This is a genomic window from Vibrio sp. 1288 (assembly GCF_033344475.1).
The window spans coordinates 23,745-49,107 of sequence record NZ_JAWPOX010000008.1; the positions used below are offsets into that span (position 1 = coordinate 23,745).

The following is a 25,363-nucleotide window of genomic DNA, read 5'->3' on the forward strand; positions in this document are numbered from 1 at the left end:
TTAAATGCCAGCACCGTGTCCAGGTTCTGATTGGTCATCAGAAGCGTCTTGTTGTTCTGCCATTTCTTCTTGCTGTTGTGCTTTCTCAATGCTCAACCACCAAACAAATAACTCATACCAAATTGCTAGGATAACGGCACCTAAGAACAGACCAACGATGCCGTAGAAAAGCATACCACCGATGGCACCGAGCAGAATCACAGGCATTGGCACGTCGACGCCACGTCCCATTAACATTGGTTTGAACAGGTTTTCAGAAAGAGCAGCAACTACGACCCAAACAGTAAACATGGTTGCTGTTGAGGTGTCTTGGGTCATGTACATGAAGCCAATCACAGGTAGCACAGCGAGCAACGCCGGGAGCTGAGCGATACACAAGATCATTAGAAGCAGTGTGAGTAAACCTGCTGCGGGAACGCCAAATACGAAGAAACCAGCACCGATCAACAGTGCTTGAATCGCCGCTACACCGACTACGCCAAGCAGTACGCTTTTAATTGTCGCAGCGATAAGCGTGGTCCAGCTTTTTGCGTTTTCACCAGCGGTTCGAATCGCGATGGTTCTTAGGCCTGATGCTGCAGATTCAGAGTACGTCATGAAACCTGCTGCAATCGCAAGTGACAAGATTGAAAGCAGTAAACTTCCCAATACGCCCCCAAGTGTACCCAGTAAAGATGTGAGTCCTGCCTTTATTTGTGGCATAAAGGTTTGAATCGCTTGCTCAAGATTAGTAGCGAATAGGGTCCACACTTCGTAGAGCTTATCACCCACGATAGGCCAATCCGCTACGGAAGGTTTTGGCCCTGGTATTTTCACTTGTCCATTTTGTAGTACTTCAAGCGCGTGCGTTGCACCATCCACAATGGAGCCTGATACCATAACAAGTGGCGTGACAAGGAGGGCAATACCAAGTAAAGCAATGGTTGTGGCTGCCAGACCTCTGCGACCACCATATACACGCTGCAATTTTTGGGTAAGCGGCATTAAAGCGACGGCTATAATAGCGCCCCAAATAACCGGAAGGATGAAGGGTTTGATGATGTCGTACGTAAACATCAGCAAGACAAAGATCAAGCCAATGCGTATTGCCGATTCCACCATATTACTGATGAAAAGCTTACTGTCGATTTTTACCGATTGTTTATCCATTTTTGTTTACCTGATGATCAATGTTAGAACTGACGAGACTTGAAACAACAATCGCCATATAAAAAACACCTGTGATGGCCTCTAAATACACCACGACTTGAGCCAGTGGTGTTAGAGGACTAATGTCGCCATAACCGAGCGTGGTTAAGGTAACGAAACTGAAATACGCTGCATTGGAGAAGTTCTGCCCCCAAGAAATCGCTTCCATACCGGTAAAGGCTTCAGGCGAAAACTCAAGCAGAATGAGGTAGGCAATCGCCCACATCAGACCAAGCAGCAAGAAAAGCGCGACCGAGCCAATGACTTTGTTGCTGTTGACATGGCCGGTGAAAAGAATCTGTCTTGCGATGGATTTAAAAGTGCCGAAAAAGAACGCAAAGGTAAGGGCAAGCATCACCACATTCATCTCTCTGATGTCGAAAACGGTCTTGATCACAATCACAAGAACCCAAACACCAAACAGGCTGTAGAGGAAACGAGACCAGGTTTTGTCAAAGCGAAGGCTCGCAAAACAGACGATAAACGTCAGAACCGTGAAAGCCTGAAGTATGTGTTCAATCGTCCCTTCACCTACGACTTGTGCCATCGCACTTCCTAACAACAAAATCACTAGCGCTAAGGTTAGATAGAAGAAGTTGTTTTCTTCATTAATGTTTTTGAGGTTTTTACCAATGACCATGGCTCTTCTCACTTAGTTATTGTTTACTTTCTGCGGATGACTCTTTCATCACCATGATGGACGCAGAAAGCCCGAATCGAAGATCAACATCTTCAGGAAGTTCTTGTAGGGAGATTCGCACCGGAATACGTTGTGCTAAGCGAATCCACTGAAAAACAGGGTTTACGTTTGGAAGAAGGTTGTAGCCGACCGTGCCGTCTTTGGGCGCAATACCCCAACCAATCGAGTCAACCGTCGCGTCAATTGGCGTGTCTGGGTGAGACATCAAAGTGACACGCGCTTGGCTGCCAGGTTCGATTTGCGCAAGTTGGTTTTCACGGAAGAAACCAAATACCCAAAAGCTGTTTTTGTCGATCAGTGCGAGCAGTGGTTGGTTTGCGACCGCTTGCGTACCGTTTCTAATATCGAGGTTAGATACAAAACCATCGACGGTCGCATAAACTTTGGTAAAGCTGAGATTAAGGCGTGCTGATTTTAGTTGCTCTTCTGCAGATTTGATTTGCAGTAGCGACTCTTCGTAAGCGATTTCACGACGAATCAGATCCTTGTGAGAAACCGCGCCACGGTCTTTGGCACGAATGTCTTTTAAGCGGTCATATTCGATTTTTTTACCGCGAGAGCTAACAATGGAGCGCTCCAGTGCTACTTCGGCTTGAGATAACGCAACCTGGTAAGTCGCAGGGTCGATTTCAAACAGTAAATCCCCCGTTTTTACTTCTTGGTTGTCTTGCACCGCGACATTTACAATTGGGCCTGATACGCGAGGAGCCACTTTGATGACGTTAGCACGCACTTGCCCATCTCGTGTCCATGGGTTATTAAAGTATTCCTCAAACTTTTGATAGCCGAGCCAAGCTGCGCCACCAAGAATGACAAGATTGAGTGCGATTACTAATAGTTTTTTCATCTTGTTTGGCACCTAAAATTGAATATAAAAGCTGTCGATGGCCACCACATAACCGACCATGATGGCAATAAACGTCAGAGACGGAAAAGCGATGAAGCGAGACAAACGTGTCTTGTTCAATATCATCACCGTTATCCACGTGGCCGTGACGGCGAGAAAGAGCACGAGTAGCGTAGGAGAAAAGTAAACGTCTCCCCAAGAGAGTTCATGAGGCATTACCGATCCTCCGTTTTGTTTTCATCACTGGTCTCAGCCGGAGTTTCGAGTCGCAAAGGCGGCAATACGCGGTTTTCTTCATTTAAATAACCATCCCAGTCAGTTCGTTCTGTCATTTGCTTGGCAATAGATTCACTGATGAAAGGCTTGCCTGTTTGGGTTTGCCAGCCTCCACCGAGGGCTTTGTAGAGCGCGACAACTTGGTTCGCAACATTACCTTTGATCGTTGCGTAGCTGTCTTCTGCGCGGGTCATTTTTTCTACCGAGTTAAGCAGACGTTCGAATGAAATTTGTCCGTTTTCGTACTGTGTCATGGATATGTTGAACGCACGAATGGAAGAGTTGACCGATTGCAAGCGTAAATCTTTTTGCTGCAAATACAGGTCATATGCTTCGATTGCATTGGTGACTTCATTAACGGCTTGCAGTACCTTTTTGTTGTAGTTCGTCAGCGTTTCTTGGAAGCGAGCATCTTCGAAACGAATGTTATTTTTCACGCGTCCGTATTGGAAAATGTTCCAACTGAACGTTGGGCCAACCACCATGGTGAGCGAATCGCTAAAACTGAAACTGCTGCCATCGGGAACCGTACTGTCGATACCGATGGAACCGAACAACGAAAAGCTTGGGTACAGAGCGGTTTCTGCCACGCCAATCTGCGCACTTTGCGCGCGAGCTTGCATCTCAGAGACTTGCAAATCCGGACGTCGCATCACTAAGTTAGCATCCACTTGCGTATCCAAAAGCGGTGGACGTGGCACAATGGAGCGCTCGTCGGTGCCCGATAGCGCCGATTTTCTGCCCGTCGATTTGAACTGGGCTTCGTACTCAGCGATTTGCTTGTGCATCCCATCCGACTGTAGCAGTCGATCTACTTCTTCTGGTAACAGACCCAGTAGCAAAGCCAACACAGTACGTGATTGCTTCATTGCCACTTCGAGGCTCGGTAACGCTGCTTTGGTGGTGTAGAGTTGGTTTTTAGCTTGTTGAACGTCCAATTCTGTAACGTTGCCAGAGTCGAACTGCACCTGAGTAATACGTACGACACGCTCTTGAATCTCTATGTTGCGGCGAGACAGCAAAATACGTTCTTGGAATGTGCGATAGTTGATGTAATTGCGCGCCACTTCGGCGGTTATAGTGACCATGATGTCGTGATACGATGCGATGGATGCGTAGTAACCCGCTTCTGCCGACTCAATACCGCGAGCATACTTGCCCCAAACATCCATTTCCCAAGCAGCATCAAACGACAAAGTGGCGTTATTCACGCCCTGATCATTTACGTAGGCACGCGCTAGGTTTCCTGACACGGTTTGAACTTGTGGGTATTGCAAGCCAGTCGAAATACCAAGCAATGAACGTGCTTGGACAATTCGTAGCCCTGCGGCTTCTAAATCGAGGTTTTGTTTGCTCGCCAACTCAACCAGCTGATTAAGAGTTGAGTCATTAAATTGCTGCCACCATTGTTGTAGCTGTTGCTCTGATTGCTGCGTATCTTTGGCTGCTTTTTGCACCGACCAGTCACTTGGCAGTGGCGCCTGCTTTGGATGAACATAATCTGGTCCTACCGTGGTACACGCACTGAGTCCGAGCAAAGAAAGTATGGCGAGGCTTGGTTTGGTTAGTTTTGGAAGCATCATATCCCCACCTTTAAAAACGCTTCTGTTGTAAGTTCACCCAATCGATATCCTCGTAGGTTTGCTTGCAATGCTTGATTGCTTCGAACACGTTCCGTTTTAAATTCAGCAAGATATAAAAACCGGCTATCTCTGAATAAGCGTAGTCAGATAAATCCAACTCACTAAAAAAATCTTCCAGTTTATCTTCGAATGTTTGGTAATCCTGACTGTATTGGTCGAATACGGAGTCGAGTTCTTGTGTTGCTTGATGGCTGGCTAAAGCGCCCGCCATCAAAGGAATGATGGAATCGCGGTGCTGTTGGCGAAGCTGAGTAATTAGTGGATTGGTCATCAACTTTTTCTCGGCGGCCATTAAGATGTTGATGTGATTACTGAGTACATCACACGCTTTGCTAAACGCGCCGATCGCTTCTGGCGTGGTTTTATCAAAGTTTTTGTGGTTGATTTTCGAACCCCACACTTTGAGCTTTTTCGATGAGACATTGAGCGTCACCAAGTGCAAGGCCCGTTTGAGCGGCGTAACAACCGAGCTGGACTGCTGTTGATAGGTAGTGAAGAGCTCTCGGGTATGTCGGAAGTAGCGTTCTTTTATGGTCAAAAAGAGGTGTTCTGGTCGTGAGCTAAACGGGAAGTAGTGCGCGAAAATAATCATGAACACCACCATGTAAAACAACAGCATGATCGTCATGAGGATCCCGAAGTGATAGAACATGTTGTTATCTAAACCGAGAACAAACAAGCCCACCATGTAGAAAATCGTCACTGGCCCGTTAAACAGATAAAAACCGATAAAGGTGTAGATAAAGATAAACAGGCCAAGTTCTAATCCGAGATCCAATTGCGGAAGGATGAAGACGTAAGAAGGTACCGCGAACAAGAAGCCGAAAGTGAACAGCACAAGCAACAAAATTGGGTGCACAGGCACGAACGACAGCAAAGACATAAACATGGTCGAGAAGACCACGAACGAGTAGCCGCCTGGTGGATTGAAATAAATCCAAATCAGTCCTGCAACCCAATAGGTAACAAAGGTTTTGACCGCAGTTTTAAAGTTTTCTGCGTCCCACCATAGAAACTTGCCTTTCGGTTTCGGCAGTGGCACGTCAAAGGAGACATTATTCGTCACAGAGTCAATACAGCTAATGCTCTCAGCTAAACGTGACAAGTTTTGATGCATCAGTTCCAATAGGTGACCAAGCGTAAGCGCAGAGCCTTTCTCTAGGTGAGCTGCGTCCTCAAGCAACGCTTGGTTGTATTTGACTTTGAATTCCTGAGCACGATAAGCGGGTTCTTTTTCGTCCCAGACTTGTTGGCAGGTATCAAATAGCGCGTCAATTTCCGCCACGGCTTGATCAAAGTTGCTGATGCTTTCACGGTCTTGCTGGTGGCTAAAGTGGCTGTGCGCCGCGACGGTCAATTGTTGCGTTACTTGCTTGTTCAAATGAACCGCCAAGCGCCACTCTTTCATGTAGGCCGATACGTCACTGCATTCCACACTGACCGTAGCAAAGCGCTGTTCGAGCGCATTTTGAGCGGCAAACATCTGTTCGATGAGAGTGTCCACGCTAGGTTGTGGCTCTTCAGCTTCTGGATTTTCTTCTCCGCCTTCTTGAGGAGAGATTTGCCCTGCCGATTTTTGCTCGAAATTTTGCAAGATAGCGGTGAACAACGCGCGTTGTGCTTGGTTGAGTTGTTCGATGAGCTGCCTTAGGTTTTGTTCTGTTTTGGTCGGGAATAAGAAAGTCCCCACGAGTGTGTAAACCACCACCCCAAACACCGTCATATAGGCGCGGTCAACGCCATAAAGAAACGCACCCTCTGCGTCACCGCCATTGGACATCATCAACGTCATCACACCGGTCAGCATGAGTAGCGTTGGATCTTTTTGATAGGCATTACGGAAGTAAAAAATGAATGAGACCACAACCGACACGCTCAGCATGTACAACAAGCGGTCTTGAGCAAACAATCCCACCAGTAACAAGCCAACGACGGCGCCAACCAACGTACCAAACACGCGTAAGGTACCTTTGGCGAGTGATTCACGACGACTGCCTGTGGATGCAATCAGCATCACTGTGGTTGCGGCCGTCGATGCTTGCGGCCAACCCATGGCAAACGGGATCAGATAAGCCAGAGTCAGGCTAAGCGATACTTTAATAGCGAATTTTATTTTGTCGTTCATAGTGTCAAAGTTTGCTCAGGCTTATCGTTATAAGTTGATGAATTTCTTATATGAATAATCAGAATCTTGTTCTGAATAAATTCGGGGGGCGGAATATAGCGGGTGAAAAAGTGTGCTTTGTAAACCCTTTGTCAAAACAAAAAGTGCGTATTTGGCTTGATCTAGTGCTAGCCCTTGGCGTTATTGGCGAAACGCCTAAAACGAGCAAATTCGCGATCTGTGACGATTCTCATTTTTGAAACAAAATCGTTGCATTGTGTGAGCCAATTCTCACCTTATATTCTTTGCCTGGTACCAAAGCAGACCACTTGTACCATCTGCAATGAGCTTTACTGCTTTAAAAAGCATAGATGATGAATGGGTATTTGAGAGGGAAAGTTATTACTTTTTATCGGCTTGCTGATTGTTCGTTTGTTTTTTTGGATCGAGATAAAAAAACCAAAGCGATCCCACCAAGAATGATGCCGCTGGTTAAAAGAATATGCAGTGAAAGAGGCTCGTGGAGTACGATGCTGCCGAGTAGCAAAGCAATGGCTGGCACGGAAAGTTGGCTGACGGCGGCTTGAAGTAAAGAGAGCTTACGCACGACTTGGTACCAAAGTGTATAACCAAGGCCAGAGGCAATGGCACCAGATGCGATAGCGAGCAACATTCCGCTCAAAGAAAGTTGGATTGAGGACAAGATTAATGGCGAAAGGAGCACGCCAATTATTGATGCAGCGATGAATCCCCACGTGATGCCACTACTTGGAGAAGGCGCTTGTTTACCGAGCGCAGTAAACGCAGCCCAACAAACGCCAGAAATCAACATGAGAAGTGCAGAGCTAATATCGGGGCGCGTGGCAGATGGCAACATCAACCAAACAAATCCAACAATTGAAAGGCCGATACCGATGATTTCGAGAAACTGAAAGCGCTCACCTTGCCACCAATAGATTGCCAGTAACGTAAGTTGCACGGCACCAAACAAAAGCAAAGCACCGGTTCCTGTCGCCAGTTGTAAGTACGCGAAAGAGAAAAGGGCAGCGTAACCAAATAACGCCACGCCAGCAAAAAAGCGAAAGCGAGAAGTTGGCCGATCGGTTTTCCACTGACCTCTCACGACAAGCAATGCGATTAAGATAACAGCGCCAGATATCAATCGAACGAGAGTGAAGCTTCCTGCATCAATTAACCCTTCCGCCAATGCAAGTCGGCACAATAATGAATTGGCAGCGAACGCCAGCATTGCAATGGCAGTGAGTAAAAAGGTCGACATCCTTGATCCTTAGCGTGTAAATGAACAGCTAGTGTAGATCCAAAAGAACATTTTTATTAGTTGATAAAGTGATTAGTTATAGCTATCAGAGCAAGAAAGTCATTAAAAATAACCAGAGAAAACCTGACCTTAGCCTGAGTCTTACTGTGGTTGGGAAGGTTGTTTGTACAATGACTTAATGGTGTTTTTCAACCATAGCAATTTGGGATTGTACGCATTGCGTTTATGCCAAATCATGGTAAATGGAATCAGTAACTTGTCTTGTTGAGCTTGGTCTAATGGAATTGGCAAGCACACCAAATCGAGATGCAGCTTTTCTGTGTAACTTTTGCAATAGTGCGGCGCGGTGGTGATCATGTCATGCGTCGGCTGCGCTGCCATAAAAAGGGATTGCTCAAAGTTGGACATCGTCAGCCCGATAGAGCGCTGTAGCCCTAGTTCCGTTAATACTTCATCCAACGCCCAAGTTTCACTTTTTTCCCAAACAATATTGATGTGTTGGTAGCTCAGAAAGGTCTCGAGATTCCACTCTTGCTGTAATGCCGGATGATCTTTATGTAAATACACTATCGGCAGGTCATAAAATAGAATCTCAAAATCCAAGAAATACGGCAGAAGATCCAACGACTCTTTTGATCTCGGGTGACTCTCTCGGCCGGTAAAACCGATATCCGCCTCGCCTCGAATGATGGCGTCGAGTGAATCGTAATCCCAGTTACTGGTTTTTACTTTCGCTTCAGGGTATCGCTGGTGGATAGCGACGATGAGTCTGTCCAGCACTGTGAGCACTAATGGCGACTCAATCGTGATATCAAAACGCACTCCTTTAGGCGTAATATCGCTGCGTTTTTCTGCAATTTGGCTGCCAATTTGCAGCCATTCTGCGAGATCTTGCTCCATGCTTTGTGCCAAAGGCGTTGGCGCAAGACCTTTAGGTGTTTTGACAAACAAAGGATCATCGAACCAATGACGAAGTTTGTTGAGCGACTTACTTACGGTAGAGGGCGTAACGTTCAGCTTTTTCGAGGCTTTCGAGACGCTTTGCTCTTGCAGCAATAATTGCAGAGTGAACAGTAAGTTTAAATCAAGTCGCGCTAGGGATTTCTTCATAATGGGTATCGTGAACAGGCTTTGGAATCAATAGTATTAGAGCAAGGCTGATTACGCTACCTAACACTAAGATAAACACCAACATATTCAGTGCACTAACGCCGATGAAACCCATAAACCAAATATAGAACGCGGAACTACAAACTTGAGCAATGCCCAGTAGTGAGCTCGCCACGCCAGCTTGTTGAGAGAATGGGCTGAGCGCTTGGCTCATGGCCACGCCAAAGCCACAAGCGAAGCCAGCGCAAATCAGCCCAAGTCCGAACACATAGTAATGAGATTGTCCATCATGGAAATAGGCAGCACTGAGCACGATGCCTGCACAAGCGAGCAATACTTGAGAGGTCATCAATAAGGTTCGCTGCTTAAAAATTCCCAATGCCAATGGTGCCGAGAACGAAATCAACATACTGATCGTCGCAGTACCAGCCATGATGGAAGAATAGCCACCGCGATCAAAACCAAGCATGCTCATCACGACAATTGGTGAAGCGTTAACAAAGGTCAGAATGGTGGTCACTCCAAGTGCAGTAATGATCAGCCTACTGATAAAAAATCGCTCGAAGAAAGTCTCTTGATGGCTCTCTGGCGCTGTCTGTTCTTCACCTTGTTGGCTGGGTAGTGATTCCTTGAGAACAAAAATGGCCAATACACTGACGAGAATGCCCATTCCTGCCATTGTGGTAAACAAACTCGGCCAAGGAAATTTCAGCATAATCAAGTGACCAATCACGGGTGCGATCACTGGAATGATACAGGTGATGCCATTGAGCATCGACAATACTTTCGCGCGGCGTTCATCGTCTAACGTGTCGCGTAAAATCGCGAATGCGACGACATAGCAAGATCCAGCCCCGATGCCTTGGCAAAAGCGAGCAATCAAGAAAGTGTTTGGTTGCTCAGCCATCCCGCCGAGAAAAGACGCGAGCACGAAGATCATCGCGCCGACGACGGCAACAGGCTTTCGTCCCACAGAGTCTGCAATTTTCCCCGCGAATAACATGGTGGTAGCCATGCCAGCTAAATAGATCGAAAACGCAATATGCAACTGAGATTCACTGGCGTTGAGATCTGACGCAATTTGAGGCAAACCAACAAGATACAAATCAATGGCAGTAGGGTAGAGTAAAACGAGTGCAAAACTACAAAGTAAAAAACGGGACATGGAAACCTCTCTATCGAATGGCGAGGATAATAGAGTGCTAAACGTTTGCCTGCGAGTGGGAAATACGACACTAGGTATTTCTATTTACGACATACCCTGTATGAATTGAGCATAAAAACAACAAGGAAGATTATGATTACTATTGAAAAGTATTCGCCTGAGCGACATGAACAAACTTGCGAACTTAGCGTGCTAGAAGAGCAATCGCAGTTTACGGTCGCGGATGCGGGTGAAATGCTTACGCGTCTTGAACCTACAGAACTTCCGCATCTGATTTTGACAGACGATGATGTGGTTGGCTTTTTTCTATTTGATGCAGCTTACAGTGAGAAATACGATTTTTGCCCGGAAAACAGTTTAGGCGTGCGGGCTTTGCTGGTGGATCTCCGTCATCAAGGCAAAGGCATCGCCAAGCAAGCCATTCAACAGTTTGCCGATTTCGCCAAACGCCATTATCCCGAGTTTGATGCGCTTTATCTCACTGTGAATTGCCGCAACATACCTGCTTATCAGTGCTATTTAAAATCAGGGTTTGAAGATACCAATGAGCTTTACCACGGCGGCCCAGTTGGACCGCAGCACATTATGAGACAGCCGCTTTAGCTATGAAAAACCAAGGATGGATATATGAGAATTGAAATCGACAATTTAGAACGGCCGCAAGTGATAGCGCTGTTGGAAGGACATTTACAGGACATGTACGCCACGTCACCACCAGAAAGCGTGCATGCGTTAGATTTAGATAAGCTCAAAGCGCCAGAAGTGACGTTTTGGACCGGATGGAAAGGTGAGCAACTGCTTGGGTGTGCGGCGATTAAAGAGTTGGATGACCAACACGCGGAGCTGAAATCCATGCGCACCACGCCTACGGCAAGAAACCAAGGTGTGGCATCTCAATTATTGATTCATGTGATTGAGCAAGCGAAGCAAAAAGGTTTGCAGCGCTTGAGTTTAGAAACGGGCTCGATGGAGTTTTTTAAACCAGCGCGCCTGTTGTATGAAAAGCATGGCTTTGTGTACTGCGAGCCGTTCGGGGATTACGAACTCGATCCGAACAGTCAATTCATGACCCTAGAACTGAGTTAGGGCCATGAATTTTTAGAAGCTAAATCCAATCGATTTAGAAATTCAGATTCAAGTTGATGGTTGGCGACAAGAGGCTTGAACGCTCGTCAGCCAATCGCTTTCTCTTCTCTTTCAGTCTCTTGGCATTATCTTTGTCTGGATTGCCATCAAGCTGATTATCGATGACCGAGATTTCAGTATCGATTTGTTGGATGCGTTGCTGGCGTTGATATTCTTGATGACCTAACTGGTAGTTCTCAATAAACTCTTTGCTGCTGCATACACCGTAATATTCTTTGCCTTCGATACCGACAGTGTACCCATTGTCTGGTGAGCAATATTGGATAGTGCCTTTATCAAAGCCTTCTTTCCATTTCGCTCGGTCGGGTGTCACACCCGCTTCACCACAGTCTTCGGTATAGCTATTGATAATGTTTGGATCGTTGCCGTCTCGGCCATCTTGATAACCTACGTTGTACCAGTTTGCCGTTTTGCACTCATCCGGAGACATGCTGGCGCAACCTGAGAGCAAAGTCAGTAAAGCCAGGGGGATTAGCGCTCTTTTCATCAGTGACTGTCCTTTAAATAAAATCGAATTGATAACTTGAGTTTAAAATGAACACTGTTCATATCAATGGTTGAAATCATTGTATTCACAATTGTGGAGACTCATTAATCTAAGTGATAAATTTATTATGCTGAATAGAAGTGTGTTTGATTAGTATTATCCACGAACTGCGCCTTTGCTGCATCAATCCACTAGCCTTGGCCCCAAATTAAGTGATAATACCAACATAAAGATAAACACCGTCAATGAGGCTAAGACATTGAGCGAACAACCCACCGTCCTTATTATCGAGGATGAATCTGCTATCGCAGAGAACCTGATTCATGTATTAGAGATGGATGGCTACCACGTAGAGTGGTTTGCAACAGCAGGAGAGGGCTTAGCTTTTTTGCAGCACAACTCCGCAGCGTTACTTGTCTTAGACGTAGGCTTACCGGATGGCAATGGTTTTGAATTATGCAAAACCATCCGTGAGTTTTCTGATATTCCCATAATCTTTCTCACCGCAAGAAGCGATGAAATTGACCGCGTAGTCGGTTTGGAGATTGGCGCGGATGATTACGTGACTAAGCCATTTAGCCCGCGCGAAATGTTGGCTCGCATTAAACTTCGAATCAAAGCTAAAGCGCCAATGATGGAGGACAAACCAGAGCCTGTAGCTGTTCCAGAACAACCTCATTTGAACCATGATTTAGTTGCGCAGAACTTCGACTACGGTGTTGGCGGGCAAATGCTTGGGCTGACCGCGGTGGAGTTCAAGATCCTCGATAAACTGATTTCTGTCTCTTCCAATGTATTGAGTCGAGAGCAACTTATGATCGCGGCAGACATGGCGCCAGAGGCTGCATATGAGCGTAATATCGATACCCATATCAAAGCCATTCGCCATAAGTTGAAGCCGTTTGAGATGTCTGAACGCATCTGTACCAAACGTGGCTTTGGTTACTTTTACTGCATTAAAGGTGAATGATGAATCGCTGGCCGAAGATCCCGCTTGGACTCAGACTGTTTTTTCTCTACTTCATCTTAGTCGGGATGACGGCTTACATGGTGAGCAAAACGGTTGTCCAAGAACTTAAGCCAACCGTGCGCCAAACCACCGAAGAGACGCTGGTGGATATGGCGAACTTACTCGCGGTATTGGCGGAAGAAGACGTCGCGAATGACAAGTTGTCTGAGAGTCGCTTCTCCAAACTACTAGCGGCTTATGGGCAGCGAGAGCCTCAAGCGCGCATTTGGGAAATCGGTAAAAAAGCGATTAACCATCGAATTTACATTACCGATAAACAAGGCATTGTGATTGCGGATTCTTGGCAGCAAGACGTAGGCAAAGACTACTCGCAATGGAACGATGTGTATCTCACGTTGCGTGGTCAATACGGCGCGCGCAGTACCATCGAAGACCCGAAAGATCCGCTCTCAACCGTTATGCACGTGGCTGCGCCCATTTACCATAAAGGTGAAATCATTGGCAGCGTGACGGTGGCAAAATCCAATCGCTCAGTACAACCCTTCATCGATCTTTCTAAACGCAATGTGCTGTTTTGGATGGTGTGGATGAGTGGTTTAGTGCTATTGGCAGGGGCATTGTTTTCTTGGCGAATTCACTCGGCACTGAACAAGCTAGAAGACTACGCGACCAAAATGGGTGAGGGTGAAAAGGTCTCTAAGCCGACATTTCGTATCTTTTATGAGTACGGCACGCTAAGCGACGCATTGGAGAAAATGCGCAATCAGCTCGATGGTAAACAGTATGTGGAAGAGTACGTACAGATGCTGACTCATGAGCTGAAAAGTCCGTTATCAGCAATTAAAGGTGCGAGTGAAATATTGCAAATGCCATTGCCTGAAGAAAAGGTCACGCGCTTTGCTGGCAACATTGAGCGAGAAAGCGATCGCATGCAGTCATTGATTGATAAGTTGCTAGAACTTGCTCGTCTTGAAAAGCGCCCTGAACTAGAACAAGTCGAAGCTATCTCGCTAAAACAAATGGTCAATGAAGTGGTTGAATCGGCGGATGCGCGTTTGAGTGCTAAGTCGGTCACTGCCAAAATCCAAATTGATGACCATCTCGCCGTGCTTGGTGATGCCTTCTTACTGAAACAAGCCGTTTTTAACTTGATGGACAATGCGCTGGATTTTGTTGATTCGGAGGGATGCATTGAATGGAAAGCTGAGGTCGCGAAAGAGAAAGTGTTCTTGTCGATTTTCAATTCAGGTCCTCACATTCCCGACTATGCAATGCCTCGTTTAACCGAGCGCTTCTACTCCCTCGCTCGGGAAAATGGTGTTAAGAGCACTGGGCTCGGGCTGAATTTTGTTGAGCAAGTGATCAAACTGCACAAGGGTAAGTTGCAAGTCGAAAACGTCGATTCTGGCGTGAAAGTGACTCTTGTTTTACCAACTCCATAGAAACTCCACATTAGCTCCATTCGTTCTCCAAATTGCTGACTTAGATTACTCCCATCAGCAAATGGAGAATGAAATATGAAAAAGATCCTCAATAACCAACTCGGCACGAAGTTCGCCTTCGTGCTGTTTTTGTTTGTCTTACTGCAAATCCCGCTTTCAATGGTCACAGGGCTGATCTCAGAACGCTCATATCGCCAAGATGAAGTCAGAAACGACATCGCACGCAGCAGTAGCGGCGAACAGCGCATCATTGGTCCATTCATCATGGTTAACTACACCGAAACCAGTTACCGAGATGACAAAGTACAGATTAAAGAGCGTCGTAAATTTCTTTTACCTAGCACTTTTGATATGAGCGCGAATCTGGACAGTTTTGAAAAGTACCGAGGTATTTACCGTGCGCGTTTATACAAGGCACAAGTGGCGCTGAAAGGCACTTTTGATGCAGACGATCTTGCGGCGTTGCAGGGGCTTGATATTGAAAACATGAGCCTAGTGGTTGGCATTGAAGACAGCCGTGGATTGATTCGTTTGGATGACATGACCATGGCGAGCTCTTATATCGAAGTCGCACCGGGAACGGGGTTAGATCAGTTACCACAAGGCTTCCACAGTGATCTGACACTTGCAGACCTAAACGCAGAACAACCTTTGGCATTCGATCTTAACTTCTTGTTGCAAGGGATGGGGCAGCTTCAAGTCACACCAATCGGCAGTCAAACAACGGTTGAGCTCTCTTCAAAATGGGCGCATCCAAGCTTTATCGGTGATTACTTACCGGTGTCATCAGAAGTATCTGAAGATGGATTTAACGCACAATGGGCGAGCAATAACTTCTCTACCAATATCGCGCAGCTGTTCCAAAGCTGTTTGTCATCGAATCACGCTTGTCACGAGCTTGAACAGCGACAAATGGGCGTAGATTTGATTGATCCCGTGGACCACTATTTGAAATCCCATCGAGCTGTGAACTATTCACTGTTGGTTATCACATTAGTATTTGCGAGTTTCTTCTTACTGGAGCTGTTCCAAGCGCGTCCGGTTCACCCAGTGCAATACGGTTTTATTGGTCTGGCTTTAGCGCTTTTCTATCTATTGCTGATTTCGATGAGTGAACACCTCGGCTTTAACTGGGCGTATGTGGTGTCGGCAGTCGCATCGACCGGGCTTTTAAGTGTGTACGTGAGCGGTATGTTGAGCAACACCAAAAACGGCGCGATCTTCGGAGCGTGTTTACTCACTCTCTACGGATTACTGTTTGGCTTGCTACAAGCAGAAAGCTACGCATTGGTTATGGGGACATTGCTGTGTTTCGCGATTTTGAGCTTCACTATGGTCATTACACGCAACATCGACTGGTACGCACGAAATAAGAAAGCAGAAGAAAGTGCAAAGGCGAATCATGAAGATGTTTAAACGAGCAATTCTCACTGCTAAGCCAAGCGATATGGTGGAAGAGACGTCTGCTATCCACCTGCGATTTTCTGCAAAAAATGGACTAAAAAGCTTGGTGTGTTTTATCGCATTGGTCGTTATCGCGCTCTATGTTCGAGACAGCTTTATTCGTCCGACATTTGGTGATGTTCTCGTTGTGGTTTGGCTCTACTACTTTCTTGCAAGCTTGTTCTCCATGCCCGTTAACTGGCTTGTTTCACTGGTGGTGTTGATTGCGTTTGCTGTTGAGTTAGGGCAATTGTTACAGGTCGCGGTTTGGCTTGGTATCGAATCTTCATCGCCTCTGGCTGTGATTTTGGGCGCCACATTTGATTGGAAAGATCTGCTAGCTTACTGCATCGGAGGTCTACTGTGTTGGTGGATGGAAAAGAAATGAAAACCGAGATGAAAGCCATCGCGCTGCCAGACCGACTTCGCTATTCCAAACGAGGTATTCGTAATAGGTTCAAAATCAGTTTACTCAAGCGCGTGTACCTTTGGTCACTGACTAATAGAGAACTGCTGTAAACCTCACCTCTTTATATGAGGCAGAGACATTTGAAATGTAGTTGGTGTAACTGATAAGCCGGTAATGAAGTAGAAATGAACCACAAACGCTGCCCGAAGGGTTCGGCTAAAAGCGTTTTACTCTTTGTTGAGAGGTAATTGCTTAGAATGACTAGGTGGCAAACCTCTCGCCGCGATTAAAACGCTTTTATCTCGAACAAAATTTAACCATGAAAGTTCAATAGACCCTAACTAAGACATCTAGCTGCTACTTTTAATTAGCTTTCAAATGAAAGTTTCTCGCCGAACGTCTCTTTCCAGTCTTTATCGAACTGTTCAACCGCAGGTTTTACTGCTGGATGTGCGAACATTTGTGCCGCCACATCAGTTGGCAATGTAATGGCTTCGATGCCCAGTTTCATCACCTCCATCGCTTGTTGAGTGTTCTTGAAGCTGGCTGCCAAAATCTTCGCTGGTAGCTGGTTTTGATCGAGCAACAATTGAAGATCCGCGACCACTTCAACACCGTTGCCGTTCATCGCATCAATGCGGTTTACGTAAGGTGCTAGGTAGTCTGCACCGCACAGTGCCGCAAGGAAACCCTGTTGAGCTGAATAGATAGCGGTAGCAAGAACCTGAATTCCCTCTTTTTTCATTAGCTTAATTGCCGCTAAGCCGGTTTCTGTTGCTGGCACTTTTACCACCATATCGTAAGGCAATTCATTCAATTGGCGTGCTTCTGCCACCATGCCTTCGACGGTTGAACTCACGACTTGAGCGTGAAAGCGAGGTGTACCGCCAAGTGCTTCTTGCATGCCTGCTAGGGTTTCATTCAGTCCCTGTTTTGACTTCGCCAAAATGCTTGGGTTTGTCGTCACGCCTTTTAGCGGTAGGCACTGGTTAAAGCGTTTTACTTCTGCCACATCAGCAGTATCTAAATAAAGTTCAATCATGGTTTCTACCTTAAACAAAATCTTCGTTTTGATGATGGGATCACTATAGATCTGACAATCGAACGAGATCTTGATTTTGATCAATTGAAATTTCATTTGAAACTATAATAATTTCATTAAATGAAAGTTAAGTGAAACTTGTAAACGCTCAAATGAAGCTTTCAGTTCGAACAAAGAAAAGCCGCTGATAAGACTTGACCAGTAAGAAACGGATTAAGTACACAGCGGTAGCACAGACCAAGAGGCAAGCAGAGATGTATTTCAATATCCAACGATTCTCTACCCATGATGGCGATGGCATTCGTTCCATTCTTTTTCTTAAAGGATGCAGCTTGTCTTGCCCTTGGTGTCAAAACCCAGAAAGCCGCAGCGAAAAGCATTCACTGTTGTTTGATCAGCGAAGCTGTATGGAAGGTTGCCAGCTGTGCGTTTCTGCTTATCAAGCCACAACTCTAACCACGGAGGGTAGTGAAACGATGGGTGATGGTATTCAACGTATCGACAACCAGATCATCATCAATCGCAAAGCCATCAAAGAAGACCAATTGATCGCGCTGCGAGACGTCTGTCCTACGCAAGCACTGACTGTCTGCGGTGAAGAGGCGAAATCAGACATGTTGTTCGACACCTTAATGAAGGACAAACCTTTCTACGACCAAAGCCAAGGTGGCGTGACTGTCTCCGGTGGTGAGCCACTCATGCAAGCCGATTTGGTAGCAGAACTCGCGCAGCGTCTGCACGACAACCAAGTCTCTACCGCTATTGAATCGTGCATGCATGTGCCGTGGAAGAACGTCGAAAAAGCCGCGCCGCATATTGATTGCTGGTTGGCAGATTTAAAACACACCGATGAAGAAAAGTTTCTTAGTTGGGCGAAAGGTTCACTAAAACGCATCAAAGACAATTTCCGAAAACTGGCACCTATCGCGAAACGCATTGTGATTCGCGTTCCCGTTGTGCCGGGGTTCAATGACACCATCGAAGAGTTGAAAGACATCATCGATTTTGCGGCTTCACTAGAGAGCTGCCAAGAACTTCACTTGCTGCCGTACCACACGCTCGGCATCAATAAATACCGTTTGCTCGATATGCCTTACGAGTGTTCTGACAAGCCATTAAACAAAACAGAACTGCTAGAAAGCGCCATGCAATACGCAAGCGAAAACACCCAACTTAACGTGATTGTAAGAGGTTAACTATGGACCTGAATTACCTTCCTGAGCGTATCAAAGCGCACAAATCGGCACTGGTAAATATCGTAACGCCACCTGTCTGTACCGAGCGCGCAGAGGCATACACTCGTGCTTATCAAGCAAACGAAGACAAACCTGTTATTGTTCAACGTGCGCTAGCACTGCAAGAGCACTTACGCACTCGTACTATTTGGATTAAACACGATGAGCTAATCGTCGGTAACCAAGCGAGCAAAGTACGCGCTGCGCCTATTTTCCCAGAATACACAGTGCGTTGGATTGAAGCGGAAATTGATGAGCTAGCTGACCGTCCTGGTGCAGGCTTTGCTGTTACTGAAGAAGATAAGCAAAGCATCCACAGCATCACACCGTATTGGCGCGGTAAAACCGTTCAAGACCGTTGTTATGGTTTGTTTACTGATGAACAGCAAGAAATCTTAGCCAGCACCATCATTAAAGCCGAAGGCAACATGACTTCGGGTGACGCGCACCTTGCGGTGGATAACGAGAAAATCTTGAAGCTAGGCATGAACGGTTTGCTAGAGGATGTTCGTCAGCACCGTGCTAACAATGATGTTTCGACCTTTGAAGGCTTGAAGAAAGAGCAGTTCTACAAATCAGTCGAAATCGTACTGCTTGCCATTCAAGATCACATGGTGAGCTACGCTGAATTAGCAGCAAAAATGGCGTTAGAAGAGACGCGCCCCCTGCGCAAAGCTGAATTAGAAAGCATTGCTGCAAACTGTTGTCATGTAGCAAGCCACGCACCAGAAAACTTCTGGCAAGCACTGCAATTGAGCTACTTTGTTCAGTTGATGCTACAAATCGAATCGAATGGTCACTCGGTTTCTTTCGGTCGTATGGACCAATTCCTAAACGAATTTTATGTTCGCGATATCGAAAACGGCGCGATTGAAAAAGACTTTGCACTAGAGCTTTTACAAAGCTGCTGGTTGAAGTTGCTTGAAGTAAACAAGATTCGCTCTGGTGCACACTCAAAAGCATCGGCAGGTTCTCCGCTGTATCAAAACGTGTGTATCGGCGGTCAGAAGTTGAATGAAAAGGGTGAGCCTGAAGATGCAGTGAATCCACTTTCTTGGGCGATTCTGGAATCTTGTGGTCAGTTACGTTCGACGCAACCTAACTTGAGTGTGCGTTACCATGAAGGTTTAAACCAAGAGTTCTTAATGGGCTGTATTGAAGTGATTAAATGCGGCTTCGGTATGCCAGCGTTCAACAACGATGAGATTGTTATTCCTGAATTCATCAAGCTTGGTGTAGAGAAAGAAGACGCTTACAACTACGCATCTATCGGCTGTATCGAGACCGCAGTTCCGGGCAAATGGGGTTACCGTTGTACGGGCATGAGCTTCATTAACTTCGCTCGTATCTTGCTAGCTTCATTGAACGAAGGTGTGGATGCAACAACGGGTAAAGCTTTCTTGCCACACGATAAGTCATTAGCAAAAGGTAACTTTGAGAACTTTGAGCAAGTGACAGCTTCTTGGGCAGAGCAAATCCGCTACTACACCCGTAAATCGATTGAGATTGATACGGTAGTGGACAGCGTGCTTGAACAGCAGGCACAAGACATCTTCTGTTCAACGCTAGTGGATGACTGTTTGGCTCGCGGTAAAACCGTGAAAGAAGGCGGCGCGAAATACGATTGGGTATCTGGTTTGCAAGTCGGTATCGCAAACTTGGGTAACAGCCTAGCTGCCATCAAGCACCTTGTTTTCGATGACGCGCAAATCACCCAACCAGAGTTGGCAAAAGCATTGGCAGAAGATTTCGACGGCATGGAGAACGAACAGCTTCGCCAACGTCTTATCAACTTTGCACCAAAATACGGTAACGATGATGACGCGGTAGACCAACTGCTCGCAGACGCGTACCAAGTGTACATTGATGAGCTAGAGCAGTTCGTTAATACGCGTCATGGGCGTGGCCCAATTGGCGGCGGTTACTACGCAGGTACATCAAGTATCTCGGCAAACGTCCCATTTGGTGCTTCAACCATGGCGACGCCAGACGGTCGTAAAGCGAAAACACCACTGGCAGAAGGTGCAAGCCCGTCATCTGGCTCAGACCGTTTAGGTCCAACAGCGGTATACAACTCGGTTGGTAAGATTCAAGCGAATAAGATCCTTGGTGGCGTGCTGCTTAACCAGAAGTTGAGCCCGGCAGCGGTTGAGTCTGAAGGGGACAAGCTCAAGCTTTCTATGTTGATTCGCACCTTCTTCAACCACCACAAAGGCTGGCACGTGCAGTACAACATCGTCTCTCGCGAGACCTTGCTAGCTGCGAAGAAGAACCCTGAACAATATCGTGATCTTGTTGTGCGAGTTGCAGGCTACTCAGCCTTCTTTACCGCGCTATCACCAGATGCGCAAGACGACATCATCGCACGTACTGAGCACGAGCTGTAAGTACAATCACTAACTAAAACGAAAGGCACCGATTGGTGCCTTTGGTTTGAATACTTAATCCGCAAATGACTATACCTGAACGCATTAAAGCTTGTGCAAAATGGTCACGCATTTCTTCGTGACGTTGTCGTATTCTTTCGTCATGTAAGCGGTAGTGATCGCGCCCTCTTTCATGAAGCAAATGGCATCGAGTAATGAAGCGTTGTCTGATTTGAGATAGCGTTGAATTAGCTCTCTGACTTGCTGCTTATGGTAGCGGCAATACGTTGCGATCTCGCCACTGTCGTCACTAAATTCCGCGGACGTATTGATGAAAAAGCAACCGCGAAACTCGCCCAATTTTTCTTCAGAGCCATGAAACCAGCCGTTGAGTGCTGTAAATAACTGATCGATCACCTCCGCGCACGTTTGTGCTGAAGAAAGCTTTTCCTCCAACCATTCCATAAATACTTGGTGGCGTTGTTCTAATGCGGCGATGATAAGCGCTTCTTTGCTCTCAAAATGGTTATATAGCGTGCGTTTAGCCACGCCGGAAACATTGAGGACTTCATTGATGCCAATAGAGTTGATGCCTTGTTTATAAAACAGTGACAAAGCTGTGTCGATCAATAACTGTTTCTTTTTGTTCATAACTACGTCCTCAAAAAGTTCCATAAACACATATTGACAAAGGTAGACAGATTTGTCTATTTTATTTTGTAGACAATTCGGTCTACTTTGAGGTGTTTATGAATAATTTAATTTTATCGTTGGTTGCCGGGCTTGGCGCTACGTTGGCTATTGGCGTATTGTCCTACGCTGAGGTATCACTGACGGAGGTTGTACTCCTGATGGCACCATTTGGTGCTACCGCAGTACTGGTGTTTGGGGTGCCTAGCAGCCCTCTCGCTCAACCAAAAAACGTGATCATTGGTCACTTCATTACGGCATCTATCGGTATTGCGTTTAGCCAGTATGTTGACGTCACGCCGGTCACGCTCGCGATTGCGACGGGGCTAGGTGTGTCTGCGATGCTGATTACGAAGACCACTCATCCACCTGCGGGGGCAAATCCAATTTTGATCATGGCGTCTGGGCAGGGATGGAGTTTTCTCTTCACGCCTGTCCTGATTGGCGCGGTAGTGATTGTTCTGGTCGGTAAAGGGTTACAGTTGCTACAAAGTCAGTACTTAAACCCTCGACTGAATGGTCAGAAGACCTAGTCGGATTGTAGTTAGAGCCGCGAAAGGGAGTGATCTCTTTTGCGGTTTTATCTTTTGTCGGTTTGCAAAAACAAAATCTGATTCTCTCTTGGTATTCAGTCGTATACATCAACATGGTAGTTAAATTGGTACAATGCGATGAACAGAATCCACCCTAAGAAACTATTGCACAGTAAATGGACGGCAATTTCACCTAAAAACAAAGAGAAGCATTTTGTCGTGACGGAAATGGAACTAGATGAAGATGGTAACGTTGTGAGATGTGTCATCGAGGCAGTCATGAGTAAACGCGACCGAGAGATGAACTGGCAAGACCTAAAAGACTCTGAGCAATGGATGCAAGGGTGGAAGTGAGTGACGCTTCGTTGTTGGGCGAATCAAGCAGAAACGTGCGTTGCGAGTAGGCAAAAGTGGTGCTATCTGATACGTTGATAATTCGTTCTAACGCCCACTCAAAGGATTAATTATGATTGATTTCGACAATTCCTCTGTATTTAAGCTTAAGCCGATTGACGTTTCTAATGCCAGAGAAGACTTCCTTAAGTTCTTGATTGATGGTGAGACTATTTTCGCTGCTTTTAAAACAGTTCGTGACCAAGTGGTGTTTACGAACAAGCGAGTGATAGCGGCAAATGTGCAAGGGATTACCGGCTCAAAAGTGGATTACACTTCTTTGCCTTACAGTAAGATCAATGCATTTTCTATCGAGACCTCTGGTACTTTTGATTTGGATTGTGAAATCGAGTTCTTCATGAGTGAGGTGGGAAGAGTGCGTTTTGAAATTAAAGGCTCGTTTGATTTGATTTCTTTCAACCGTATGGTTAGTGAGTATGTACTAGGTTAAGGGATTAGAAATGAGAGCTTCGCTGAGAGACAAAATTATAGAGGTCTGTGACAAAAAGATCGCGAGTAAAGGTGAATTGGTTGGTCTCTCATTTTATGCGTTTTTCGCTAATAAAAATGACGACCCAGAGCTGTTGATGGAAGCGGCTACGTGGTGGATTCAGACTCATCAGCTCGACCACTTCGAAAAAGCAGTAAAAATAAAATCAATGGTCGAGTCGGGGAGCTAAATTAAAAAAAAGAAGTAAAGAAAGCAGACAAATGCTAATAACGTTGCGGACAAAACAGGGTAGATAATGTAAGAGTCCTGCTTGTTGGTTCGTTGAAAACATAGCGAAACAAGTAAGACGTTATAAACAACAAGTAACAAGCTGATCATGGTTCCGCTGTTTAGTGTCATACTTGATAGCTGAGTTAAGAAAAACGCCAATAAAAGGTAATCGAAGACAATGAGCCATAAAAAGGCTTTCTTTAGTAAGTCGCTTTTTCTTTTTTCGGATGATGTTATGTGCATATAGAACTCAACTAAAAAGTCACAGTAACAGAGGCTTTGGTTAGAGAGGTCACCATCAGAGTGGTGACCTTTTAAGATTATAATTCTTGAATTTTTACTTCGCTGGTGGCGGTATCGCCGGAGTAATTGATGACTTCTTGACGAATGACTGGTTGGTTGAATTCAGCCTTATCTTTCGCTTTTTGCAGTTCGCTTTCTTGGTGGTTGCCAAAAAGGGTCTCAAGCACTTTAGCGGCAGGAGTCGTTAAAACAAACAGCTCAATACGACGGTTTTCGCTAGAATCTGGCTCATCAGGATTAAGCAGCGCTCTATCTGACATACCCGTTACCTGCATTACTCTATCATCCGGCATACCGCCTTCAACTAACGTATTTCTTGCTACGTCTGCTCGAGAGGCTGATAACGCCCAGTTAGATTGACGACCAAAACGCTTTTTAAATGGAATTGCATCTGTGTGTCCGCTGATGATCAGAGGGTTGTTAACACGATGAAATACAGGTGCTAGTGCGAGCAGTAAATCTTCAAAAAAAGGAGTAAGTTCTGCACCACCACGGCTGAACATATGCTGTTTGTAATCATCTTGAAGGACGATACGCAAACCTTGTGGTGTCACCGTGACGTTTACATTTCCCTGCGCATTAATTTGGGCAGTCATTTGCTCAATTACTTTCGCTAGTGCGGCAAGTTGCTCTTGAGTATCGAAGTTACCAGGAATCAAAGAATCAATTTCTGGTCCATCCCCATCACCTTTAAAGTAAGAGCTTACTACATGGTTGGAGTTGTGTTTACTTGGCACAGAAGAGTCCTGTGCCAAGTCGATAGGAGAAATACTTTGTGACGTATCAAATGGGTTGCCGTAACTCTTGTCGAATACGCTTGAACTATGCAAGTGGGCAACAATCGCTTTACGCTCTTCTTTGTCTACCACCTGCATAACCCAAAGTACAAGAAACAGCGCCATTAGGGCGATCATGAAGTCAGCAAACGCGACTTTCCACGCGCCGCCATGAGACGACTCATCATGGCTGTATACTTTGGCACGTTTGAACACTACATGCTCTTGTTTTTGCATTATCCCTCCTGTTCAGCTAACCACTTCTCCATTTGGTTGAATGTTGGTTTGATGTCTAGCTGAATATGTTTACGACCAGCGTCAATGGCGAGCAATGTCGGCTTTTTCGCTACGTAGGCAACCAAGGTTGCACGAACGCACTCAAAAGCAGTCATATTACGTTTTACTCGCTGAGCCATGGCGTTACTTAGTGGATCTAAGCCACAGTAACAACCGAAAATACCAATGAATGTACCAACGAGAGCTGCCGCAACGTGATAACCAATCATAGCGATTGAGCCATCAATAGCTTGCATGGTGATAATGATGCCACCAACTGCTGCAAGAATACCGAAGCCAGGTAGTGCTTCTGCTGTACGCTGTAGTGAGCGTGAAGGTAAAAGCATTTCGTTCTGTATTGCTTCGATTTCTTGCTCTAGCAGTCCCTCTAATTCATGAGGCGACATCTGTCCCATTGCCATTAAACGTAAATTGTCAGTAATGAAAGAAATTAGGCGATGATCTTCTGCGATCGTCGGGTAAGCGAGGAACATAGAGCTTTGCTCCGGAGCCTCAATATGAGAATCCAGAAACTTGTATCCGCGGTTTCTCGCTGTCTCTAGCAAGTTGTTGAGTAGTGCCATTAATTCCATGTAGTACTCATGCTCTTCTGTTGGACCTTTAATGGTCGCTGGCACTTGGCGACGCATTTCTTTCAGTACATGAGGCGGATTACCGATGATCAAAGAACCAGCAGCGGCGCCAATAATGATAAGGAATTCGGCTGGCTGCCAGATAGCACCTAAGCTACCACCGGCCCACATATATCCACCGAAGACGCACACCAGGATAGTGAGCACTCCAAAAAACTTTTGCATC

General features: G+C 45.9%; 28 protein-coding genes. 13 read left to right on the forward strand and 15 right to left on the reverse strand.

What is annotated here, in order from left to right:
* The 9 genes from R8O11_RS07965 to R8O11_RS08005 form a co-directional block, all read right to left on the reverse strand.
* Positions 1 to 1,149: an AI-2E family transporter gene (locus R8O11_RS07965; RefSeq protein WP_005386936.1), complete on the reverse strand. Its 1,149-nt coding sequence runs from the start codon at positions 1,147 to 1,149 to the stop codon at positions 1 to 3.
* Positions 1,142 to 1,828 (reverse strand): potassium channel family protein, encoded by a 687-nt coding sequence (locus tag R8O11_RS07970; protein WP_017634413.1) that lies wholly within the window; start codon positions 1,826 to 1,828, stop codon positions 1,142 to 1,144. Before R8O11_RS07970 ends, R8O11_RS07965 begins: the two co-directional genes overlap by 8 nt.
* A gap of 16 nt (positions 1,829 to 1,844) precedes the next feature.
* Positions 1,845 to 2,735 (reverse strand): HlyD family secretion protein, encoded by an 891-nt coding sequence (locus tag R8O11_RS07975; protein ID WP_158155511.1) that lies wholly within the window; start codon positions 2,733 to 2,735, stop codon positions 1,845 to 1,847.
* A gap of 12 nt (positions 2,736 to 2,747) precedes the next feature.
* Positions 2,748 to 2,951 (reverse strand): DUF1656 domain-containing protein, encoded by a 204-nt coding sequence (locus tag R8O11_RS07980; protein WP_005374946.1) that lies wholly within the window; start codon positions 2,949 to 2,951, stop codon positions 2,748 to 2,750.
* Positions 2,951 to 4,594, reverse strand: coding sequence for a TolC family protein (locus tag R8O11_RS07985; protein WP_053307950.1), 1,644 nt, complete (start codon positions 4,592 to 4,594; stop codon positions 2,951 to 2,953). Before R8O11_RS07985 ends, R8O11_RS07980 begins: the two co-directional genes overlap by 1 nt.
* 10 nt (positions 4,595 to 4,604) lie before the next feature.
* Positions 4,605 to 6,779: an FUSC family protein gene (locus R8O11_RS07990; RefSeq protein WP_318194067.1), complete on the reverse strand. Its 2,175-nt coding sequence runs from the start codon at positions 6,777 to 6,779 to the stop codon at positions 4,605 to 4,607.
* Positions 6,780 to 7,167: 388 nt separating this feature from the next.
* Positions 7,168 to 8,037 carry a DMT family transporter gene (locus R8O11_RS07995; RefSeq protein WP_215810077.1) on the reverse strand — a complete coding sequence of 290 codons (870 nt, stop codon included), beginning with the start codon at positions 8,035 to 8,037 and terminating at the stop codon, positions 7,168 to 7,170.
* Positions 8,038 to 8,178: 141 nt separating this feature from the next.
* Entirely contained in the window at positions 8,179 to 9,147 is a 969-nt protein-coding gene (gene yidZ / locus R8O11_RS08000) for an HTH-type transcriptional regulator YidZ (protein WP_213895960.1), read from the reverse strand.
* Positions 9,122 to 10,312, reverse strand: coding sequence for an MFS transporter (locus tag R8O11_RS08005; RefSeq protein WP_064354948.1), 1,191 nt, complete (start codon positions 10,310 to 10,312; stop codon positions 9,122 to 9,124). The genes yidZ and R8O11_RS08005 overlap by 26 nt, the downstream gene beginning before the upstream one ends.
* A gap of 132 nt (positions 10,313 to 10,444) precedes the next feature.
* On the opposite strand from R8O11_RS08005, the gene R8O11_RS08010 reads away from it, so the two are divergent.
* Together R8O11_RS08010 and R8O11_RS08015 are read left to right on the forward strand one after the other, a co-directional pair.
* Positions 10,445 to 10,915: a GNAT family N-acetyltransferase gene (locus tag R8O11_RS08010; protein ID WP_318194068.1), complete on the forward strand. Its 471-nt coding sequence runs from the start codon at positions 10,445 to 10,447 to the stop codon at positions 10,913 to 10,915.
* A gap of 24 nt (positions 10,916 to 10,939) precedes the next feature.
* The gene (locus tag R8O11_RS08015; RefSeq protein ID WP_005386911.1) at positions 10,940 to 11,398 is read left to right on the forward strand and encodes a GNAT family N-acetyltransferase; all 459 of its coding nucleotides are present in this window, start codon (positions 10,940 to 10,942) and stop codon (positions 11,396 to 11,398) included.
* A 34-nt stretch (positions 11,399 to 11,432) separates the two neighbouring features.
* Here the strand turns inward: R8O11_RS08015 and R8O11_RS08020 are convergent, their stop codons facing one another.
* Positions 11,433 to 11,945 carry a DUF2799 domain-containing protein gene (locus R8O11_RS08020; RefSeq protein ID WP_005374970.1) on the reverse strand — a complete coding sequence of 171 codons (513 nt, stop codon included), beginning with the start codon at positions 11,943 to 11,945 and terminating at the stop codon, positions 11,433 to 11,435.
* Between the two features lie 259 nt (positions 11,946 to 12,204).
* Between R8O11_RS08020 and R8O11_RS08025 the strand changes: the two genes are divergently transcribed.
* The 5 genes from R8O11_RS08025 to R8O11_RS08045 all read left to right on the forward strand — a co-directional run bounded on the left by R8O11_RS08025 (position 12,205) and on the right by R8O11_RS08045 (position 16,319).
* On the forward strand, positions 12,205 to 12,915 hold the full coding sequence (locus R8O11_RS08025; RefSeq protein WP_054579370.1) for a response regulator: 711 nt from the start codon (positions 12,205 to 12,207) through the stop codon (positions 12,913 to 12,915).
* On the forward strand, positions 12,915 to 14,357 hold the full coding sequence (gene creC, locus R8O11_RS08030; RefSeq protein WP_132936475.1) for a two-component system sensor histidine kinase CreC: 1,443 nt from the start codon (positions 12,915 to 12,917) through the stop codon (positions 14,355 to 14,357). The genes R8O11_RS08025 and creC overlap by 1 nt, the downstream gene beginning before the upstream one ends.
* A gap of 75 nt (positions 14,358 to 14,432) precedes the next feature.
* Positions 14,433 to 15,773: a cell envelope integrity protein CreD gene (gene creD / locus R8O11_RS08035; RefSeq protein ID WP_318111272.1), complete on the forward strand. Its 1,341-nt coding sequence runs from the start codon at positions 14,433 to 14,435 to the stop codon at positions 15,771 to 15,773.
* Positions 15,760 to 16,188, forward strand: coding sequence for a DUF2809 domain-containing protein (locus R8O11_RS08040; RefSeq protein ID WP_318111271.1), 429 nt, complete (start codon positions 15,760 to 15,762; stop codon positions 16,186 to 16,188). Before creD ends, R8O11_RS08040 begins: the two co-directional genes overlap by 14 nt.
* Complete coding sequence (locus R8O11_RS08045; RefSeq protein WP_258649527.1) at positions 16,185 to 16,319, forward strand: hypothetical protein; 135 nt, start codon at positions 16,185 to 16,187, stop codon at positions 16,317 to 16,319. Before R8O11_RS08040 ends, R8O11_RS08045 begins: the two co-directional genes overlap by 4 nt.
* A gap of 257 nt (positions 16,320 to 16,576) precedes the next feature.
* Here the strand turns inward: R8O11_RS08045 and R8O11_RS08050 are convergent, their stop codons facing one another.
* Entirely contained in the window at positions 16,577 to 17,251 is a 675-nt protein-coding gene (locus tag R8O11_RS08050) for a fructose-6-phosphate aldolase (RefSeq protein WP_027726626.1), read from the reverse strand.
* A gap of 254 nt (positions 17,252 to 17,505) precedes the next feature.
* On the opposite strand from R8O11_RS08050, the gene R8O11_RS08055 reads away from it, so the two are divergent.
* Together R8O11_RS08055 and R8O11_RS08060 are read left to right on the forward strand one after the other, a co-directional pair.
* A complete protein-coding gene (locus R8O11_RS08055) occupies positions 17,506 to 18,447 on the forward strand; it encodes a glycyl-radical enzyme activating protein (protein ID WP_318194069.1) in 942 nt (313 codons plus the stop codon).
* A 2-nt stretch (positions 18,448 to 18,449) separates the two neighbouring features.
* Positions 18,450 to 20,873, forward strand: coding sequence for a formate C-acetyltransferase/glycerol dehydratase family glycyl radical enzyme (locus tag R8O11_RS08060; protein WP_318111267.1), 2,424 nt, complete (start codon positions 18,450 to 18,452; stop codon positions 20,871 to 20,873).
* Between the two features lie 84 nt (positions 20,874 to 20,957).
* Here the strand turns inward: R8O11_RS08060 and R8O11_RS08065 are convergent, their stop codons facing one another.
* On the reverse strand, positions 20,958 to 21,503 hold the full coding sequence (locus R8O11_RS08065) for a TetR/AcrR family transcriptional regulator (RefSeq protein WP_318194070.1): 546 nt from the start codon (positions 21,501 to 21,503) through the stop codon (positions 20,958 to 20,960).
* Between the two features lie 98 nt (positions 21,504 to 21,601).
* Here R8O11_RS08065 and R8O11_RS08070 point away from each other — a divergent pair, with 98 nt between their 5' ends.
* From R8O11_RS08070 to R8O11_RS08085, 4 genes are all read left to right on the forward strand, one after another.
* Positions 21,602 to 22,075 (forward strand): HPP family protein, encoded by a 474-nt coding sequence (locus R8O11_RS08070; protein WP_005374998.1) that lies wholly within the window; start codon positions 21,602 to 21,604, stop codon positions 22,073 to 22,075.
* Positions 22,076 to 22,213: 138 nt separating this feature from the next.
* Positions 22,214 to 22,429, forward strand: coding sequence for a TIGR02450 family Trp-rich protein (locus tag R8O11_RS08075; protein WP_005374999.1), 216 nt, complete (start codon positions 22,214 to 22,216; stop codon positions 22,427 to 22,429).
* 112 nt (positions 22,430 to 22,541) lie between these two features.
* Positions 22,542 to 22,919: a PH domain-containing protein gene (locus R8O11_RS08080; protein ID WP_005386881.1), complete on the forward strand. Its 378-nt coding sequence runs from the start codon at positions 22,542 to 22,544 to the stop codon at positions 22,917 to 22,919.
* 10 nt (positions 22,920 to 22,929) lie between these two features.
* Positions 22,930 to 23,148: a DUF6500 family protein gene (locus R8O11_RS08085; RefSeq protein WP_017634431.1), complete on the forward strand. Its 219-nt coding sequence runs from the start codon at positions 22,930 to 22,932 to the stop codon at positions 23,146 to 23,148.
* On the opposite strand, the gene R8O11_RS08090 is transcribed toward R8O11_RS08085, so the two are convergent.
* The 3 genes from R8O11_RS08090 to motA all read right to left on the reverse strand — a co-directional run bounded on the left by R8O11_RS08090 (position 23,145) and on the right by motA (position 25,362).
* Positions 23,145 to 23,432: a hypothetical protein gene (locus R8O11_RS08090; protein ID WP_005375002.1), complete on the reverse strand. Its 288-nt coding sequence runs from the start codon at positions 23,430 to 23,432 to the stop codon at positions 23,145 to 23,147. The two genes, R8O11_RS08085 and R8O11_RS08090, sit on opposite strands and share 4 nt — an antisense overlap.
* A 77-nt stretch (positions 23,433 to 23,509) precedes the next feature.
* Entirely contained in the window at positions 23,510 to 24,505 is a 996-nt protein-coding gene (locus R8O11_RS08095; RefSeq protein ID WP_005375003.1) for a flagellar motor protein MotB, read from the reverse strand.
* Positions 24,505 to 25,362 carry a flagellar motor stator protein MotA gene (motA, locus tag R8O11_RS08100; protein WP_005375006.1) on the reverse strand — a complete coding sequence of 286 codons (858 nt, stop codon included), beginning with the start codon at positions 25,360 to 25,362 and terminating at the stop codon, positions 24,505 to 24,507. Before motA ends, R8O11_RS08095 begins: the two co-directional genes overlap by 1 nt.
* Between the last annotated feature and the right edge of the window lies 1 nt (position 25,363).

What these genes read in the sequence shown, in the direction of transcription:
- R8O11_RS08055 (WP_318194069.1), top strand. Translation starts at nt 17,506, where the DNA reads ATGTATTTCAATATCCAACGATTCTCTACCCATGATGGCGATGGCATT.
- R8O11_RS08075 (WP_005374999.1), top strand. Translation starts at nt 22,214, where the DNA reads ATGAACAGAATCCACCCTAAGAAACTATTGCACAGTAAATGGACGGCA.
- R8O11_RS08070 (WP_005374998.1), top strand. Translation starts at nt 21,602, where the DNA reads ATGAATAATTTAATTTTATCGTTGGTTGCCGGGCTTGGCGCTACGTTG.
- R8O11_RS07985 (WP_053307950.1), bottom strand. Translation starts at nt 4,594, where the DNA reads ATGATGCTTCCAAAACTAACCAAACCAAGCCTCGCCATACTTTCTTTG.
- R8O11_RS08060 (WP_318111267.1), top strand. Translation starts at nt 18,450, where the DNA reads ATGGACCTGAATTACCTTCCTGAGCGTATCAAAGCGCACAAATCGGCA.
- R8O11_RS08050 (WP_027726626.1), bottom strand. Translation starts at nt 17,251, where the DNA reads ATGATTGAACTTTATTTAGATACTGCTGATGTGGCAGAAGTAAAACGC.
- motA (WP_005375006.1), bottom strand. Translation starts at nt 25,362, where the DNA reads ATGCAAAAGTTTTTTGGAGTGCTCACTATCCTGGTGTGCGTCTTCGGT.
- creC (WP_132936475.1), top strand. Translation starts at nt 12,915, where the DNA reads ATGAATCGCTGGCCGAAGATCCCGCTTGGACTCAGACTGTTTTTTCTC.
- R8O11_RS08090 (WP_005375002.1), bottom strand. Translation starts at nt 23,432, where the DNA reads ATGCACATAACATCATCCGAAAAAAGAAAAAGCGACTTACTAAAGAAA.
- R8O11_RS08020 (WP_005374970.1), bottom strand. Translation starts at nt 11,945, where the DNA reads ATGAAAAGAGCGCTAATCCCCCTGGCTTTACTGACTTTGCTCTCAGGT.
- R8O11_RS07970 (WP_017634413.1), bottom strand. Translation starts at nt 1,828, where the DNA reads ATGGTCATTGGTAAAAACCTCAAAAACATTAATGAAGAAAACAACTTC.
- yidZ (WP_213895960.1), bottom strand. Translation starts at nt 9,147, where the DNA reads ATGAAGAAATCCCTAGCGCGACTTGATTTAAACTTACTGTTCACTCTG.
- R8O11_RS07965 (WP_005386936.1), bottom strand. Translation starts at nt 1,149, where the DNA reads ATGGATAAACAATCGGTAAAAATCGACAGTAAGCTTTTCATCAGTAAT.
- R8O11_RS08085 (WP_017634431.1), top strand. Translation starts at nt 22,930, where the DNA reads ATGAGAGCTTCGCTGAGAGACAAAATTATAGAGGTCTGTGACAAAAAG.
- creD (WP_318111272.1), top strand. Translation starts at nt 14,433, where the DNA reads ATGAAAAAGATCCTCAATAACCAACTCGGCACGAAGTTCGCCTTCGTG.
- R8O11_RS08010 (WP_318194068.1), top strand. Translation starts at nt 10,445, where the DNA reads ATGATTACTATTGAAAAGTATTCGCCTGAGCGACATGAACAAACTTGC.
- R8O11_RS08080 (WP_005386881.1), top strand. Translation starts at nt 22,542, where the DNA reads ATGATTGATTTCGACAATTCCTCTGTATTTAAGCTTAAGCCGATTGAC.
- R8O11_RS08095 (WP_005375003.1), bottom strand. Translation starts at nt 24,505, where the DNA reads ATGCAAAAACAAGAGCATGTAGTGTTCAAACGTGCCAAAGTATACAGC.
- R8O11_RS07980 (WP_005374946.1), bottom strand. Translation starts at nt 2,951, where the DNA reads ATGCCTCATGAACTCTCTTGGGGAGACGTTTACTTTTCTCCTACGCTA.
- R8O11_RS07990 (WP_318194067.1), bottom strand. Translation starts at nt 6,779, where the DNA reads ATGAACGACAAAATAAAATTCGCTATTAAAGTATCGCTTAGCCTGACT.
- R8O11_RS08065 (WP_318194070.1), bottom strand. Translation starts at nt 21,503, where the DNA reads ATGAACAAAAAGAAACAGTTATTGATCGACACAGCTTTGTCACTGTTT.
- R8O11_RS08045 (WP_258649527.1), top strand. Translation starts at nt 16,185, where the DNA reads ATGAAAACCGAGATGAAAGCCATCGCGCTGCCAGACCGACTTCGCTAT.
- R8O11_RS08005 (WP_064354948.1), bottom strand. Translation starts at nt 10,312, where the DNA reads ATGTCCCGTTTTTTACTTTGTAGTTTTGCACTCGTTTTACTCTACCCT.
- R8O11_RS08015 (WP_005386911.1), top strand. Translation starts at nt 10,940, where the DNA reads ATGAGAATTGAAATCGACAATTTAGAACGGCCGCAAGTGATAGCGCTG.
- R8O11_RS07995 (WP_215810077.1), bottom strand. Translation starts at nt 8,037, where the DNA reads ATGTCGACCTTTTTACTCACTGCCATTGCAATGCTGGCGTTCGCTGCC.
- R8O11_RS07975 (WP_158155511.1), bottom strand. Translation starts at nt 2,735, where the DNA reads ATGAAAAAACTATTAGTAATCGCACTCAATCTTGTCATTCTTGGTGGC.
- R8O11_RS08040 (WP_318111271.1), top strand. Translation starts at nt 15,760, where the DNA reads ATGAAGATGTTTAAACGAGCAATTCTCACTGCTAAGCCAAGCGATATG.